At 58.5% G+C, this 14,699-nt stretch carries 12 protein-coding genes; 7 read left to right on the forward strand and 5 right to left on the reverse strand.

The window, feature by feature from the left end:
- Nucleotides 1–5: 5 nt before the first annotated feature.
- Nucleotides 6–857 carry a transposase gene (locus ADG881_RS11460; RefSeq protein ID WP_007151573.1) on the reverse strand — a complete coding sequence of 284 codons (852 nt, stop codon included), beginning with the start codon at nucleotides 855–857 and terminating at the stop codon, nucleotides 6–8.
- Between the two features lie 160 nt (nucleotides 858–1,017).
- Here ADG881_RS11460 and ADG881_RS11465 point away from each other — a divergent pair, with 160 nt between their 5' ends.
- Entirely contained in the window at nucleotides 1,018–1,860 is an 843-nt protein-coding gene (locus ADG881_RS11465; protein ID WP_156790399.1) for an AraC family transcriptional regulator, read from the forward strand.
- Between the two features lie 256 nt (nucleotides 1,861–2,116).
- Here the strand turns inward: ADG881_RS11465 and ADG881_RS11470 are convergent, their stop codons facing one another.
- The 3 genes from ADG881_RS11470 to polA all read right to left on the reverse strand — a co-directional run bounded on the left by ADG881_RS11470 (nucleotide 2,117) and on the right by polA (nucleotide 6,546).
- Entirely contained in the window at nucleotides 2,117–3,346 is a 1,230-nt protein-coding gene (locus tag ADG881_RS11470) for a hypothetical protein (RefSeq protein WP_156790400.1), read from the reverse strand.
- A 70-nt stretch (nucleotides 3,347–3,416) separates the two neighbouring features.
- Nucleotides 3,417–3,650 (reverse strand): hypothetical protein, encoded by a 234-nt coding sequence (locus tag ADG881_RS11475; protein WP_039926664.1) that lies wholly within the window; start codon nucleotides 3,648–3,650, stop codon nucleotides 3,417–3,419.
- 130 nt (nucleotides 3,651–3,780) lie between these two features.
- Nucleotides 3,781–6,546: a DNA polymerase I gene (polA, locus tag ADG881_RS11480; protein ID WP_007148892.1), complete on the reverse strand. Its 2,766-nt coding sequence runs from the start codon at nucleotides 6,544–6,546 to the stop codon at nucleotides 3,781–3,783.
- 494 nt (nucleotides 6,547–7,040) lie between these two features.
- On the opposite strand from polA, the gene ADG881_RS11485 reads away from it, so the two are divergent.
- The 6 genes from ADG881_RS11485 (at nucleotide 7,041) to ADG881_RS11510 (ending at nucleotide 12,827) form a co-directional block, all read left to right on the forward strand.
- Nucleotides 7,041–9,839, forward strand: a complete 2,799-nt coding sequence (locus ADG881_RS11485; RefSeq protein WP_007151250.1) for a monovalent cation/H+ antiporter subunit A — start codon at nucleotides 7,041–7,043, stop codon at nucleotides 9,837–9,839.
- A complete protein-coding gene (locus tag ADG881_RS11490) occupies nucleotides 9,839–10,177 on the forward strand; it encodes a Na+/H+ antiporter subunit C (protein WP_007151081.1) in 339 nt (112 codons plus the stop codon). The genes ADG881_RS11485 and ADG881_RS11490 overlap by 1 nt, the downstream gene beginning before the upstream one ends.
- Nucleotides 10,174–11,655 carry a monovalent cation/H+ antiporter subunit D gene (locus ADG881_RS11495; RefSeq protein WP_007148426.1) on the forward strand — a complete coding sequence of 494 codons (1,482 nt, stop codon included), beginning with the start codon at nucleotides 10,174–10,176 and terminating at the stop codon, nucleotides 11,653–11,655. The genes ADG881_RS11490 and ADG881_RS11495 overlap by 4 nt, the downstream gene beginning before the upstream one ends.
- A complete protein-coding gene (locus ADG881_RS11500) occupies nucleotides 11,652–12,146 on the forward strand; it encodes a Na+/H+ antiporter subunit E (protein WP_007150422.1) in 495 nt (164 codons plus the stop codon). The genes ADG881_RS11495 and ADG881_RS11500 overlap by 4 nt, the downstream gene beginning before the upstream one ends.
- The gene (locus tag ADG881_RS11505) at nucleotides 12,140–12,409 is read left to right on the forward strand and encodes a K+/H+ antiporter subunit F (RefSeq protein WP_007148419.1); all 270 of its coding nucleotides are present in this window, start codon (nucleotides 12,140–12,142) and stop codon (nucleotides 12,407–12,409) included. The genes ADG881_RS11500 and ADG881_RS11505 overlap by 7 nt, the downstream gene beginning before the upstream one ends.
- A gap of 85 nt (nucleotides 12,410–12,494) precedes the next feature.
- On the forward strand, nucleotides 12,495–12,827 hold the full coding sequence (locus ADG881_RS11510; RefSeq protein WP_039927428.1) for a Na+/H+ antiporter subunit G: 333 nt from the start codon (nucleotides 12,495–12,497) through the stop codon (nucleotides 12,825–12,827).
- Between the two features lie 979 nt (nucleotides 12,828–13,806).
- Here the strand turns inward: ADG881_RS11510 and yihA are convergent.
- Nucleotides 13,807–14,418, reverse strand: a complete 612-nt coding sequence (yihA, locus tag ADG881_RS11515) for a ribosome biogenesis GTP-binding protein YihA/YsxC (protein WP_007149431.1) — start codon at nucleotides 14,416–14,418, stop codon at nucleotides 13,807–13,809.
- Nucleotides 14,419–14,699: the final 281 nt, after the last annotated feature.

A 14,699-nucleotide genomic window follows, 5' to 3' on the forward strand; every position in this document is an offset into this window, starting at 1 on the left:
AGGGGTTAGACTTCACGTTTCACCCGAAAGGCTTTCACCGCCCGGCTGACGGTAGTTCGGCTAACGCCAAAATGTCTGCCGATGGCTTCTAGCGAATAGTGCCTATCCAGCCATGCGTGAGCCATTGCTTCATCTCGTGTGGGGAATTGCGCTTCATAGTGCTCAAGAGCTTTAACGGGTTTAAGGGGCTGGAGCTTCGGGATGTCTTCAAGGGGCTGCGCCTCATCAATCTGCTGCTGTACACGCTCCACAAACGCATCGGAGCCCAGGTACACCTGATTCTTCAGTTGTTCCCAAGGCGCCGGCTGGTTCGTGCCTTCCCGGACGAATTGCTGGTACCGGCAGGTAGCCGTGGAAAACTTGTCGCCAAAATACCGCAGAATCCAGTCTCGGGTCAGGCAGGGAAGGGATGCTTCCATGCCTGCGGTCGCCCGGTAGCTGCTCCAGGGCCACTCGTTTGCCTCGTGGACCATTCGGGCTCGTACTGGATTGAGGACGATATAGCGGGCCAGCTCCAGCAGGTAGCTTTCCTTCTCGACCAAGATGCCCTTGAAGCGTCCCTGAAACAGGTGGCCGACGCGGCGGTGTCGGCGGTTGTGGTATTGGGTGTACACCCCGTTCAGCCAACGCATGCCCTTTGACAGCGTCGCGGAGCCCGTCTCAAGGAGCAGATGGTAGTGGTTGCCCATCAGGCACCAGGCATGGCAGTGCCAGTGGAATAGCTCACAGGCTTCAGCCAAGAGATCCAGAAACCGCCACCGATCTGTATCGTCCTGGAATATATCGCCCCGGGCGTTCCCCCGAGCCGTGATGTGATAAAGCGCACCAGCGAACTCAATACGAAGCGGTCGAGCCATCTGGCCCAAGCCTCCATGTCTCGGAATTCGTAGCGAATTCTGACATGGCTGCTGGGAAAGCGTTGTCAGCCGCTGGCGGCCGAATTGGCAAGCGAATGCTTACTTTCTGGTAGTGTGTGTGAAATGTGAGGTCTGACCCTGGGTCCCGCTGTGGTTCGATTTGCTGCGCCGGGCATACGCGGTACGGCCTGTCGACGGGTGCGGGCTGGACATCGGGGCCTGCATTACGCCTGAGCATGTGGGGGTGCTGGGCTATCTGGTGCAGTCGAGCGACAACCTGGGTCAGGCGCTGTATGCCTATCAGCGGTTTGAATCCCTGTTCTACGGGATTCAAATGGCGGAAGTGGTAATCCGTGGGAAGCAGGCGGAAATTGGCTGGCCCATGTTCGGAGGGATGAGCCTGAGTCTGCTGGTGGATGAAACCGCCATTTCCGCGCTGATCAGTTTCCTGCGGAAAATTGTGCCGGGTGCCCCCAATCCGGTTGAAGTGACGTTTTCCTCACCGCCCCCGGAGCGCCCGGAAGTGTACGAGGCCTTCTTTGGTTGCCCGGTGCGCTTCTCCGCGCCATATGTGTCGGTGCGCTTTCCGGCGGATTACCTCAGCATTCCCCTGCCCACGGCAAATCCTGCTCTGCGCCAGATTCTCGATCGCCAGTCCATGGCCTTGTCCAATGCGCTGCCGGGTAACGATCCCTTTGCCTTTCAGGTGCAGCAGGTGTTCTTGCGGTTGCTACCGGATGCGCGGGTATCACTAAAAGAAGTGGCCAGCGAAATGGCCTTGTCCGTGCGCACCCTGCAGCGCCGTCTCACCGCCGGCGGTCAGACCTTCCAGGGCCTGCTCGACCGCACCCGCCAGGAACTGGCACAAAGCTACCTGCGCGACCGGTCTTTGTCCCTGTTCGAGATCACCATGCTGCTGGGGTTTGCGGAGCAGAGTTCGTTTAACCGGGCGTTCAGGCAGTGGGTGGGGACATCGCCGGGGGAGTGGCGAGAGGGGGCATAGTGCGTGTCCCCTATTTCTCCCTATTTCGTGTCCCTATTTCGGCTCGATCCAGAAACGCCGCGTGGCACAACCCTTGGCGGATTTTGAGTCGACGGCCCCGAACCGTAATAGCGCCATCGCAGCGGCTCATGCCATTGGGGCGTTTAACCTTAAAGAGATAGCTGATTACTTCGGGCTGCACCGTTCGAGCGTGAGCCGTATAGTGAGGGATGCACGATGCAAGACCTGACCCTGGCTCCCTCATGACCTTGCTGGTTCATTGTCTGCCAAATAATATCCACAGAGAGGCGGAGATTATTATGAATGATCCTAGGATGTGGGCTGCTGCACGCAGGTAGCTAAACCTTTCTTGTTTGAAGTAGCTTTTTACAACGACTCGATTGAGTTTTCCGAACCAGCCAGAGAAATAAATGTGAATTAGAAGTGTTATTCCTGCTGTTAAGAATAACCAGTTATAAATGTTTAGGTAATCAGAGAAAAAAGTGGTGAACAATTCGGGGTAGGGCTCGATTTCGCCGTGATGCTTTTCTGGTTTTAGTCGGTGTAGGTTGAAGGAGATAACCGTGAATGCAAAAAATGAAGCTAGAAGAAATGATGTTATTTGAAGAGATAGCGTGATCGACTTGGATTTTTTCTCGCTTTTTTCATGGCGTTCTTGCCTTATGGCAGAAAAAGATTTTTCAAAGTTTTCAAGATAGATCAAGATGGAGTCGCAGTATTCTGGCTTTTCCAGTTTGTGCTCTTTGATAATTTGAGCGAGCGATCTCGTGTAGGCGATTAACCCAATGTGTCTATTTCCTTCGGATTTTCCAAGGTCAGAGTACAGGCGTTTCAGCTCGACAAGTGATCTTATTAGTTGATCAATAATTTTTTTTGCAGGGGAGCGTTTGTCGTTATCGGAAAAAATTTCTTCAGTAGTGGTGATGCTATCGATCGATTTTGGGTGGTGCTTGTGTCTGTGTAGGCAGTACTTTATAAAATAAAAGGCTTGGCGAGCGAGAGTTGATGCGCTTTGTGGCTCGTTATCGGGGGTGTTGATCTTCTTCGTGGATAGAAAAGTAATGCCCGATTTGTGCACGGAGAAAGCCAGGACGTATACATTTGCCCTGCTTTGAGCAGGTAAGCTATTGATGAAATCTTGGGAGCTATTTTTTTCTTGAATGTTCTTATGTCTAAGTTTGACCTTCCAATCCGCTGCTGCTTTTCCTGATGGGGCAAGAAGTATCTCGCCAGTTAGAACTTCTCCATGCTCTTCGGTGCGAAGTAATATGCTTGTTTTGCCTGTTAAGTCTGCAGGTTTGTCCTGCCAGTCTTTTTCAGAGTAGATAAGGTTTGTCTTTGTCTTTGAAAAAATCGGAACGTGTGTATGGTTTTGGCCGAGGCATGGAGCAATGAAGTCAAAAACCAAGTTTCCGCTGAGGCATGGGATCCACGCAACATAATTATAGTGGCTGAGGTTGGCTCCATCCCCAACTAGCTCTTCCATGTTTTTTAACCCCATAAAATAAAGGTGGGCCCGGATGGGCCCACCTTTGATAAAGCTGAGAGTAATGTAATTATTTCGATATCGAGTCGTAAAAGTAGTCTGACAGTTTCTGCTGAGGGGTTACGCCTGAGCCGTCTTGTTTGTTGAAAACCATGCCATGCTCGATAAAGAGGCCGTGTTTTCGGCTGGACATTTCTTGAGCATCAAGCTTTTTGGCGTTAACCGCTACTTTAATAGTAAACAGGACGTGACCAATGCCAGCGCAAACTATCAAAATAGCAATGCCGCTAATGAGTAAATCCACCGCGTCCTCCTTAATTTGACTATCCGTAGTCGGTTATTTTTTGGGCACGAGAAGATAGCACAACACTAGCAACTATTGCATTGACTGCATATACCGATATGGAATAAGGGTTGCGGTTTTTGTTTTATTGTCAATGCGCCTCTTCCCAATTCTCCCCAATCCCCGCATCCACAATCAACGGCACCTTCAATTCCGCCGCTGACTCCATACGCGCCTTCACTTCCCTGACCAGATCATCCACCTGATCCTCAGCCACTTCAAACACCAGTTCATCGTGCACCTGCATGATCATCTTGGCGTCGAAGTCGGTGGTTTCCAGCCAGTCGTGCACTTTGATCATGGCCTTCTTGATGATATCGGCGGCGGTGCCTTGCATGGGGGCGTTGATGGCGGCGCGTTCGGCGGCTTGGCGGCGTTGGCCGTTTTTGCTGTGGATTTCCGGCAGGTAGAGGCGGCGGCCGTAGACGGTTTCCACGTAGCCGTTGTCTGCGGCCAGGGCGCGGGTGTCGGCCATGTATTTTTTCACGCCGGGGTAACGCTCAAAGTAGAGATCGATGTATTCCTGGGCTTCCTTGCGCGGCAGGCCCAGTTGTTTGGCGAGGCCGAAGGCGCTCATGCCGTAGATGAGGCCGAAGTTGATGGCCTTGGCGTTGCGGCGGTCGTTGTCGCTCACCTCGTCGAGAGTTTTTCCCCACACTTCGGCGGCGGTAGCGCGGTGGATATCCAGGCCTTTTTCGAAGGCGTCGGTGAGGCCCTTGTCGTCACTCAGGTGCGCCATGATGCGCAGTTCGATTTGCGAGTAATCACAGGCGACGATCTTGCGCCCTTTGGGGGCGAGGAAGGCCTGGCGGATCTTGCGGCCTTCTTCAGAGCGTACCGGGATGTTCTGCAGGTTCGGATCACTGGAAGACAGGCGCCCGGTGGCGGCCACCGCCTGATGATAGGAGGTGTGCACGCGGCCGGTGCGCTGGTTGATCAGCTCCGGCAGTTTGTCGGTGTAGGTGTTCTTGAGCTTGGCCACGCCGCGGTAATCCATGATCACCTGGGGCAGGGGGTATTCCAGGGCCAGCTCCTGTAGCACCGCTTCTGCGGTGGACGGCGCGCCCTTGGGGGTCTTCTTGATGACCGGGATTTCCAGCTTCTGGTAGAGGATTTCACCGAGCTGCTTGGGGCTGCTCAGGTTGAATTCTTGCCCGGCGATCTCGCAGGCCTTTTCTTGTAGTTCTGCCATGCGCTTGGCCAGGAACTGGCTCTGGTGCTTGAGCAGGGTGGCGTCCACGTAGGTGCCGTTGCGTTCGATGCGGCTGAGTACGGTGACCAGGGGGAGTTCGATGTCGCGGAATACCTCTGTCAGGCGGCCTTCTTTTTCCAGCTTGGGCCACAGGGTCTGGTGCAGGCGCAGGGTCACGTCCGCATCTTCGGCGGCGTAACGGCTGGCTTCGTGCAGGCCCACCTGGTTGAAGGTGAGCTGCTTGGCGCCTTTGCCAGCGATCTCTTCAAAGCTGATGGTCTTGCGGCCCAGATACTTGAGCGCCAGGGAGTCCATGTCGTGACGGGTGGCGACGGAATCAAGCACGTAGGATTCCAGCATGGTGTCGTAGGCCACGCCGCGCAGGGTGATGCCCACATCTTCGGCCAGCACGCTCATGTCGTACTTCAGGTTCTGGCCGACTTTCTTGAGGTTGTCGTCTTCGAGAATCGGTTTTAGTGCATCGAGGACAAACTGCTTGTCGAGCTGGTCTGGAGCGCCCGGGTAGTTGTGGCCGAAGGGAATGTAGGCGGCCTTGCCCGCTTCCACTGCCACGCTCACGCCCACCAGTTCTGCCTGCATGTAGTTGAGGCTGGTGGTTTCGGTATCGAGGGCAAACACGTCTGCGTTCTTGAGTGCGTCAATCCAGGCATTGAGGGCGGTTTCATCGAGGACGGTTTCGTAGCCTTCCTTGTCGATGCTCAGTACGGACTCACTGTCGGCTTCAAGCTCTACTTTCTTGCCAGCGTCTTCAGCGGCCGGGTCCTGGCCTTCCAGCAGTTCACTGAGCCAGCCTTTGAATTCCAGGCTGCGGTAATATTCGGCCAGCTTTTCCGCGTCCGGGGTTTGCAGCTTTAACTCGTTCAGATCGTCGCTGACGTCGCAATCCAGCTTGATGGTGGCCAGCTGGTAGGAAAGGAATGCCATTTCCTTGTTGTCTTCCAGCTTCTTGCCCAGGGTCTTGGCGCCGCGGAAGCTGAGGTCGGCCACCTTGTCCAGGTTGTCGTAGATGGTTTCCAGCGACCCCAGGCCCTGTAGCAGGCCGAGGGCGGTTTTCTCGCCCACACCGGGCACGCCGGGGATGTTGTCCACCTTGTCGCCCATGAGGGCAAGGAAGTCGATGATCAGTTCCGGGCCCACGCCGAATTTTTTCTTCACGCCGTCGATGTCGTAGAGGGCGTCGTTCATGGTGTTGATCAGGGTGACTTGCTCGGTGACCAGCTGGGCCATGTCCTTGTCGCCGGTGGAGATCAGCACTGGTTTGCCCTGGCTGCCGAAGATGCGTGCGTAGGTGCCGATCACGTCGTCGGCTTCCACGCCGTCTTCGATGATCAGCGGCAGGCCCATGGCGCGGATCAGGTCGTGCAGGGGCGTCACTTGCTCGCGCAGATCATCGGGCATGGGCGGGCGCTGGGATTTGTATTCCTCGAACATTTCGTCGCGGAAGGTCTTGCCCTTGGCGTCGAAGATCACCGCCATATATTGCGGGTCGTAGTCCTTGATCAGCTTGCGCAGCATGGCGGCTACCCCGCGCACCGCCCCGGTGGGCTGGCCGCTGGAGGTCACCAGAGGCGGGAGGGCGTGAAAGGCGCGATAAAGGTAGGAGGAACCATCGACCAGGATGATGGGTTTTTCGGCTGCGGACATGGGGCTCGACTTCTGCTGACTGAAAGATGCAGAGAGTGTAGCGGAAATGGCGGGATTCGGCAGGGCGTGGGGTTAACTGTAGGAGCACCACTTGAGGTGCGAACCCGGCGTGGGGCAACGTAAACCGGTGGGGAAGGGTGATGCTGGCCGGCGGTGGTGTATTGCCTGTGCGGGTGGACGGCAAGTGCGTAGCCTCGCTGGCGCTCGGTTCGCACCTCAAGAGGTGCTCCTACAGGTGCTTGTTGCTCAGGTTTTCGTATCTCGTATCTCGCTTCTGGCCCGGCACGGTGCCCCCATGGCATACTCGGTGTCCCTTATCATCGATACGGATGTTATGACCGCTTCTTTGGTCCAGCCCTGCCGCATCATCCTGTCCCAGTGCCCGCGCCGGGGACGTCGTCCGTATTTTCCTGATCCGCCGTTGTCTTTCTAGTTCACCCTGTTCAAGCTAACGGGCGGGTTGCCGCCCTTGTGACAATGACAACGGATTGACTATGAATCTTGCCTTTGTGGTGATGTTGCCCTTTCTGGGCGCGTTCCTGCCGCCATTGGTGGAGCGCGTAACGGGGAACCGCACCTTGCTGGCCTGCGGGGCGGCGGCGCTGCCGGCGCTGGCGCTGGCGCTGCTTTTCAAGCCGGCCCAGCAGGTGTTCGCCGGGGAGACCCTGCACAGCACCCTTAACTGGATCCCCTCGCTGGACCTGTCGCTGGCCTTCCGCCTGGATGGCCTGGCGTTGCTGTTTGCCATTCTGGTGTTGGGCATCGGCCTGCTGGTGATCCTCTACGCCCGCTATTACCTGTCTGCCAAAGAGAAGGCGGGGCGCTTCTACGCCTACCTGCTGCTCTTTATGGGGGCCATGCTGGGGGTGGTGACCAGCGATAACCTGCTGTTGCTGGTGGTGTTCTGGGAGCTGACCAGCCTTAGTTCCTTCCTGCTGATCGGTTTCTGGGGGCACCAGACCGGAGCCCGCAAGGGCGCGCGCATGGCGATGACGGTGACCGGCATGGGCGGCCTGGCGCTGCTGGCCGGGGTGCTGTTGATCGGTGATGTGGTGGGGTCGTTCTCACTGACCGAGGTGCTGGCCAGCGGTGACCTGATTCGCGGCAGTGAGTTGTACCCGCTGATTCTGTGTCTGGTGCTGCTGGGGGCCTTTACCAAGAGCGCCCAGTTCCCGTTCCATTTCTGGCTGCCCCATGCCATGGCGGCACCTACTCCGGTGAGTGCGTACCTGCATTCGGCGACCATGGTGAAAGCCGGGGTGTTCCTGCTGGCGCGTTTGTATCCGGCGCTGGCTGGCACCGATTTGTGGTTCGAGATTGTTACCCTGGCGGGCATGGCGACGCTGCTCTGGGGTGCGGCGGCGGCGCTGTTCCAGCACGATCTAAAAGGCCTGCTGGCGTATTCCACCATTAGCCATCTGGGCCTGATCACCCTGCTGTTCGGCCTGAACAGCCAGCTGGCGGCCGTGGCGGCGGTGTTCCATATCATTAACCATGCCACCTTCAAGGCCAGCCTTTTCATGGCCGCGGGGATCATTGATCACGAGACCGGCACCCGCGACATGCGCCGTATCAATGGCCTGTGGAAGTACATGCCCTATACGGCGGTGCTGGCCATGGTGGCGTCGGCGGCCATGGCGGGGGTGCCGTTGCTGAACGGTTTCCTGTCCAAGGAGATGTTCTTTACCGAGACCTTGCAGTCTGAGCAGCTGGGGGCCTTGAGCTGGTTGCTGCCCCTGGGTGCGACCCTGGGCGGGGTGTTCTCGGTGGCCTATTCGGCGCGCTTTATTCACGACGTGTTCTTCAACGGTGAGCCCATCAACCTGCCCAAATACCCGCCCCATGAACCGCCGCGCTACATGAAGGTGCCGGTGGAGATTCTGGTGGCGCTGTGTGTGGCGGTGGGGGTGTTCCCGGCGATCACCGTGGCCGGGCTGCTGGCGGTGGCTGCCACCGCTACCCTGGGGGGCGAGCTGCCGGAGTATCACCTGGCCATCTGGCATGGCTTTAACCTGCCGTTGGTGATGAGCTTTATTGCCTTGTTTGGTGGCATCTTTATTTACTCCCAGCGGCGCCGGTTGTTTGATCTGTACGCGCGCTTGCCCGAGGTGGACGCCAAGCTGGTGTTCGAAGGGCGCATTCAGCAGCTGGGCCGGCTGGCCAGTGCGGTTACCGGGCGGCTGCAGAATGGCTCGTTGCAGAGTTATGTGGCCTGGGGTGTGACGCTGGTGGCGGTGATTCTGCTCACCCAGATGTGGCACTTGCCGGCGCTGAGCCTGGATGTGGGTATGTTGCCCATGGATGGGGTGGCGATTCTGTGTACCGCCATGCTGGTGGCGGCCGCTTTCCTGACCACCATCCTGCATCGACACCGGATGACGTCGATCATGTCGCTGAGTGTGGTGGGGCTGATGGTGTCGCTGCTGTTCGTGCGCTTCTCGGCGCCGGACTTGGCGCTGACCCAGTTGTCGGTAGAGGTGGTGACCATGTTGCTGCTGATGCTGGCCATGTATTTCCTGCCGGTGCGTACCAAGGTGGAATCCTCGTCGGTGCGGGTGGTCCGTGATGTGCTGCTTGCGCTTATTGTGGGGAGTGGTGTTGCGGTGCTGGCGTTCCTGGTGATGACCGGCGAGACCGCCACCATCAGTCAGTTCTTTATGGATAACAGCAAGTCCGGCGGGGGCGGCACCAATGTGGTGAATGTGATCCTGGTGGACTTCCGCGGCTTCGACACCTTTGGTGAAATCACCGTGTTGGGGATTGCCGCCATGGGCATTTATGCCTTGCTCAAGGATCTGAATCTGGCGTCGGCCAAATACGATTCGCTGGGGCGGCCCTGGGCAAAAGACGCCCACCCGCTGGTGCTGGTAACGATCTCCCGGCCGCTGTTGCCATTGGCTTTGTTGATTGCCGTGTACATCTTCTTGCGGGGGCATAACTTGCCCGGCGGTGGTTTTGTGGCGGGCTTGATCACCTCGGTGGCACTGGTGCTGCAATACGTCGCATCCGGCGTGGGCTGGGTGCATAGCCGCATGCCTGGGGATTACCACCCGGTGGTGGCGCTGGGTGTGTTGCTGGCCGGGCTGACCGGGGTGGGTAGCTGGGCCTTTGGCTACCCCTTCCTGACCAGCTCGTTCACCTATGTGTCACTGCCGGTGATCGGCAAATTTGAGTTGGCCACGGCCATGCTGTTCGACACCGGGGTGTTCCTCACGGTGGTGGGGTCAACGCTGCTGATGCTGGCCAATCTGGGCAAGTTGTCGTTGCTGGATGACAAGAGGGAGAACGCCTGATGGAACTGCTGGTAGCAATCATTATTGGTGTGCTGGTGGCGTCCGGAGTGTATCTGTGCCTGCGTGCGCGGACCTTCCCGGTGGTCATGGGCCTGACGCTGCTGAGTTACGGCGTGAACGTGTTTCTGTTCGCCATGGGCGGGCTGAAGATGAACCAGGTGGCGGTGGTCGGCATGAGCCCGGACCCCACTGATCCCCTGCCCCAGGCGTTGGTGCTCACGGCCATTGTGATCGGCTTTGCGATGACGGCGTTTCTGGTGGTGCTGGCGTTGCGCAGCCAGGGCGAGCTGCATAACGATCATGTGGACGGCAAGCCGGATGACGGAGGCCGTTCATGAATCACTGGATTATTGCGCCGGTTCTGATTCCGGCCCTGGCGGGCATGTTGCTGTTGCTGGAGGTGCGTGAGCGCCACCGGCTGCGGCGGATCACCGGCTTGTTGTCCTGTGCGGCGATGCTGGCGACAGCCATTTTTCTGGGCGATCAGGCCTGGGGTGGGGAAATCACCGTCTATGCGCTGGGTAACTGGCAGGCGCCGTTCGGGATTGTGTTGGTGCTGGATAAACTCAGCGCATTGATGCTGGTGCTGACTGCGGTGCTGGCCTTCCCGGCCCTGCTTTATGCCTGCTGCGGGGATGACCGCAGGGGCGCTAATTTCCATGCCCTGTTTCAGTTCCAGTTGATGGGGGTCAACGGCGCTTTCCTGACGGGCGATTTGTTCAACCTGTTTGTGTTCTTCGAGGTGTTGCTGATTGCGTCCTATGGGCTGGCACTGCACGGGCGTGGCCCGGAGCGGGTGAAAGCGGGGCTGCATTATGTGGTGCTCAACCTGGTGGGCTCGGCGCTGTTTCTGATTGCCCTGGGGCTGATCTACGGCACCACCGGCACGCTGAACATGGCGGACTTCGCGGTGAAGGCGCAGGCGCTGACGGGAACGGACGCCACCCTGCTGAATATCGCGGTGTTGATGTTGTGGGTGGTGTTCGGCCTCAAGGCGGCCCTGTTCCCGCTGTATTTCTGGTTGCCGGCGGCCTATGCCGGGGCGACGGCCGGGGTGGCGGCCCTGTTCGCGATCATGACCAAGGTGGGCTTCTACGCCATGGTGCGGGTGTACGCCCTGGCGTTTGCCGATGGCCCCTTTGCGGGGCTGGGGCAGTCGGCCCTGTGGTGGCTGGCCCTGGTGACCCTGGCGCTGGCCTGTGTCGGTGTGCTGGGTTCGAAACGGCTGGGCACGCTGGTGTCTTATCTGGTGGTGATGTCTGTGGGCACACTGGTGGCGGCGCTGGCTTTTGGTCAGCTGGAGGCGCTGGGGCCGGCCCTGTATTACCTGCTGCATTCCACCCTGATTTGCGGCGGCCTGTTCCTGCTTGCGGATTTGATCGCCCGGGGCCGTGGCGAGGTGGCCGACGATTTGCAGATTGGTCCGGCGATTCTGAATGGCGGGCGGCTGTCGGTGCTGTTCTTTGTGGCGGCTATCGCTGTGGTGGGGCTGCCGCCGCTGTCCGGCTTTGTGGGCAAGGTAGCCCTGTTGCGCAGTGTGCCGGACCCGGCCTATTGGGTGTTGCTGCTGGTAGCGGGGCTGTGTGGCCTGATCGCCCTGAGCCGGGCTGGTTCCACGTTGTTCTGGCGTACCACCGGGGAAGGCAGTGGCCTGCGCCCGGCGCGCCGGCATCTGGTGGCGGTGCTGTGGCTGCTGCTGTTGAGCCCGTTGATGACGGTGTATGCGGAGCCGCTGTTGCAGCTGACCACGGCGGTGGCGGACCAGTTGCGCGATCCGGATCTGTATCTGTCTGCGGTGCTGGGAGGTGACGCATGAAGCTGATGTATCGGGTGCTGCCGTATCCCAGCCTGAGCCTGATTCTGTGGTTTGCCTGGATGTTGCTCAGTGGTTTCACTGCGGGTCATGCGGTGCTGGGTGCCATTCTGGCTGTGCTGTTGCCGCTGGGGACCCGGCCGTTCTGGCCGAATGTGCCGCGCATTCGTAACCTGCCGCGGCTGCTTGGTTTTGTGGTGGTGGTGCTGTACGACATCGTGGTGGCCAACGTGTCTGTGGCGATCAAGGTGCTGGGGCCGTTGCGTTCCTTGCGGCCGGGGTTTGTGGAGTTGCCGTTGGAGCTGGAGGATGACTTCGCCATCGCCCTGCTGGCCAGCACCATTTCCCTGACCCCGGGCACCGTCTCGGCGGACGTGAGCCCGGACCGCAGAACCCTGCTGGTGCATGCCCTGGATGTGGATGATGCGGCGGCGCTGGTGGCAGAGATCAAACAGCGCTATGAGCGGCCGCTGAAGGAGATTTTCGAATGCTAGACACGGCCCTTTCCATTGCCCTGGCGCTGATCACCCTGGCCTGGGTATTGAACCTGTACCGGTTGATTATCGGCCCGTCACTGCCGGACCGGGTGCTGGCACTGGATACCATGTACATCAACAGCATTGCGTTGATCGTGGTGTACGGCATCCAGGTGGACAGCAAACTCTATTTTGAAGCCGCCATGCTGATCGCACTGATCGGCTTTGTCAGCACCGTGGCCGTGGCGAAGTACGTCACCCGCGGGGATATTATTGAATGAACGCCGGATGCCTGAGGCCTGACGCTGGACGCAGTGGGTTTGCGTCTGGCATTGGGCTTCGAGCGTCAGGCGAGCGGAGCGAATGATGGATTCTCTGATTGAGTGGCTGGTGTCGGCCAGTGTGATTATTGGTGGGGTGTTTGCGTTGGTGGGGTCCATTGGGCTGGCCCGGCTGCCGGATTTCTATACCCGGTTGCACGGCCCGACCAAGGCCACCACCCTGGGCGTGGGCGGCACGATCGTGGCGTCGCTACTGTTCTTTTCCTGGCAGGAGCGTGGGCTGCAGCTGCATGAAGTGCTGATTACCCTGTTCCTGTTCATCACCGCCCCGGTGTCGGCGCACATGCTGGCCAAGGCGGCCATGCACCGGCAGTTGAAGCGGATGAAAGGCACACGGGGAGAGCCCTGGAAGCAATAGGAGAGCTGCGAACTTCTAGCTGCCAGGCGCATACCCATAGCGTAGGAGCGTCGGTTATTCGCTACGCTCACCCTTCGGGCCGCCCTGCGGGCGTTCCTTCGCTGCGCTCGGTGGCGGCGCGATTCCCGAAAGAGACGAGTAACGAGAAGCGAGTTTCGAAAATCAAAACCCTTCACTGGAAGTCTTGGTTTTCGCTTCTCGTACCTCGAAACTGGGATTATCGCGCCGCCAGCGACGCTCCTACGGAGGGCTGTTGGGCTGGAAGGTAAAATTTGTAAAAAATAAAACCGCCTGGAACTTTCCGAAAAAAGCGGCGGTCCTATTGATAGCTACGGATTGGCACCCCCGATCCCCCAGTACCCTCGCTGATCCGTAGTTTTTTGGAGTCCCTGATTTCTCCCCCGAAATCAGGGCGGCAAGCCTCCCTGGCAGCACAGTCGTTCCCTTCCCCCAAGATTGCTGCCAGGGATTTTTTTTGCCTGACATTTCTGCCGGCTGCAGGTTATTGGGCCTGCTGGTTAAAGAGTAAGCAAGCGCTGTGCCAGTTTTATCTCCCCCGCCAATTACCTGTTAGTGATCAGCGAGATAGACGCTTTGTCCGTGCATGGGCAGGGTTTTGCCTGCCTGGGACCCGGGCGGCATATGCCGTAATGCGCCAGTTTTGTGACGCAGATCGACAGCTGAGAAGAAAAATACTTTCAGGGGCTGGAACTTTTTCGCAAAAGGCGCACTCTCACTACATAGCGACGGATTGGAACCCCCGATCCCCCAGTACCCTCACCGATCCGTCGCTGTATAACCCTGGCCTTTTCCCCCAAAGAGGCCAGGGTGGCAAGCCTCCCTGGCAGCACAGTCGTTCCCTTCCCCCAAGATTGCTGCCAGGGATTTTTTTATCCCCCGCAACATGCCAGCACGCCCCACGCAACACGCGCGGCGTTGTTCTGCCTGTTGCATGAAGCGTACCGCGTGCAGCGTTTCTCTATACTTCCAGCCATTCACCCAGTTTGTCCCAGGCTTCGTCACAGCCGGTGCCATTGGTGGCGGAGAACAGCTGCAGGGACAGCGGGGCCGGGTGGTCCTTGAGCTGTTTTTTCACTTGCAGCAGGGTGGACTTGGCGGCGCCGAATTTCAGTTTGTCTGCCTTGGTCATGAGGATATGGATGGGCATGTTGGCCTGGGCCGACCATTCCAGCATCAGCAGGTCGAAATCCTTGAGTGGGTGGCGGATGTCCATCATCAGCACCAGGCCCACCAGCGCCTGGCGTTCAGACAGGTAATGGTCCAGGTGCTGTTGCCATTCATTGCGCGTGCTTTTGGCCACTTTGGCGTAGCCATAGCCGGGCAGATCCACCAGGCGGCGTTCCTCGTCCAGCTGGAAGAAGTTCAATAGCTGGGTCCGCCCCGGGGTCTTGGACGTCCGCGCCAGGGTGCGCTGGCTGGTGAGGCGGTTGATGGCGCTGGACTTGCCGGCGTTGGAGCGTCCGGCAAAAGCCACTTCCAGCCCTTCATCGGGCGGGCATTGGTCCAGGCGCTGGGCGCTCTGCAGGAACAGGGCCTGGTGGAGCATTTTTTCCATGGGGTGCAGGGGCATAGCAAAGTGCCTTTGGGTCACATCAGGGGGCTATTCTTGCTGTCTGGCATGCGGCTGGCAATGCATAGCCGTGCGGTGGAGCAAATGAGTGCGCAGAGTATGGGCACTTTCGTCTTTTATTGCCGCTGTTTTGCTGGTGCGGGCGTGACTTGACCGGACTATACCCCTACCCTTCACATGGAATATGACGGCGCCCACCGGACTGGTATATAATCCCGGCCGCTTGCCCCTTAACGGCATATTTAGCGGTATGTTGAGGGCGGCCGACGTTCTACAACGGT

The sequence above is a fragment of the Alcanivorax sp. DG881 genome, from assembly GCF_000155615.1.
Lineage (GTDB): Bacteria > Pseudomonadota > Gammaproteobacteria > Pseudomonadales > Alcanivoracaceae > Alcanivorax.

What these genes read in the sequence shown, in the direction of transcription:
- ADG881_RS11460 (WP_007151573.1), bottom strand. Translation starts at nt 857, where the DNA reads ATGGCTCGACCGCTTCGTATTGAGTTCGCTGGTGCGCTTTATCACATC.
- ADG881_RS11470 (WP_156790400.1), bottom strand. Translation starts at nt 3,346, where the DNA reads ATGGAAGAGCTAGTTGGGGATGGAGCCAACCTCAGCCACTATAATTAT.
- polA (WP_007148892.1), bottom strand. Translation starts at nt 6,546, where the DNA reads ATGTCCGCAGCCGAAAAACCCATCATCCTGGTCGATGGTTCCTCCTAC.
- ADG881_RS11485 (WP_007151250.1), top strand. Translation starts at nt 7,041, where the DNA reads ATGAATCTTGCCTTTGTGGTGATGTTGCCCTTTCTGGGCGCGTTCCTG.
- ADG881_RS11490 (WP_007151081.1), top strand. Translation starts at nt 9,839, where the DNA reads ATGGAACTGCTGGTAGCAATCATTATTGGTGTGCTGGTGGCGTCCGGA.
- ADG881_RS11495 (WP_007148426.1), top strand. Translation starts at nt 10,174, where the DNA reads ATGAATCACTGGATTATTGCGCCGGTTCTGATTCCGGCCCTGGCGGGC.
- ADG881_RS11500 (WP_007150422.1), top strand. Translation starts at nt 11,652, where the DNA reads ATGAAGCTGATGTATCGGGTGCTGCCGTATCCCAGCCTGAGCCTGATT.
- ADG881_RS11505 (WP_007148419.1), top strand. Translation starts at nt 12,140, where the DNA reads ATGCTAGACACGGCCCTTTCCATTGCCCTGGCGCTGATCACCCTGGCC.
- ADG881_RS11510 (WP_039927428.1), top strand. Translation starts at nt 12,495, where the DNA reads ATGGATTCTCTGATTGAGTGGCTGGTGTCGGCCAGTGTGATTATTGGT.
- yihA (WP_007149431.1), bottom strand. Translation starts at nt 14,418, where the DNA reads ATGCCCCTGCACCCCATGGAAAAAATGCTCCACCAGGCCCTGTTCCTG.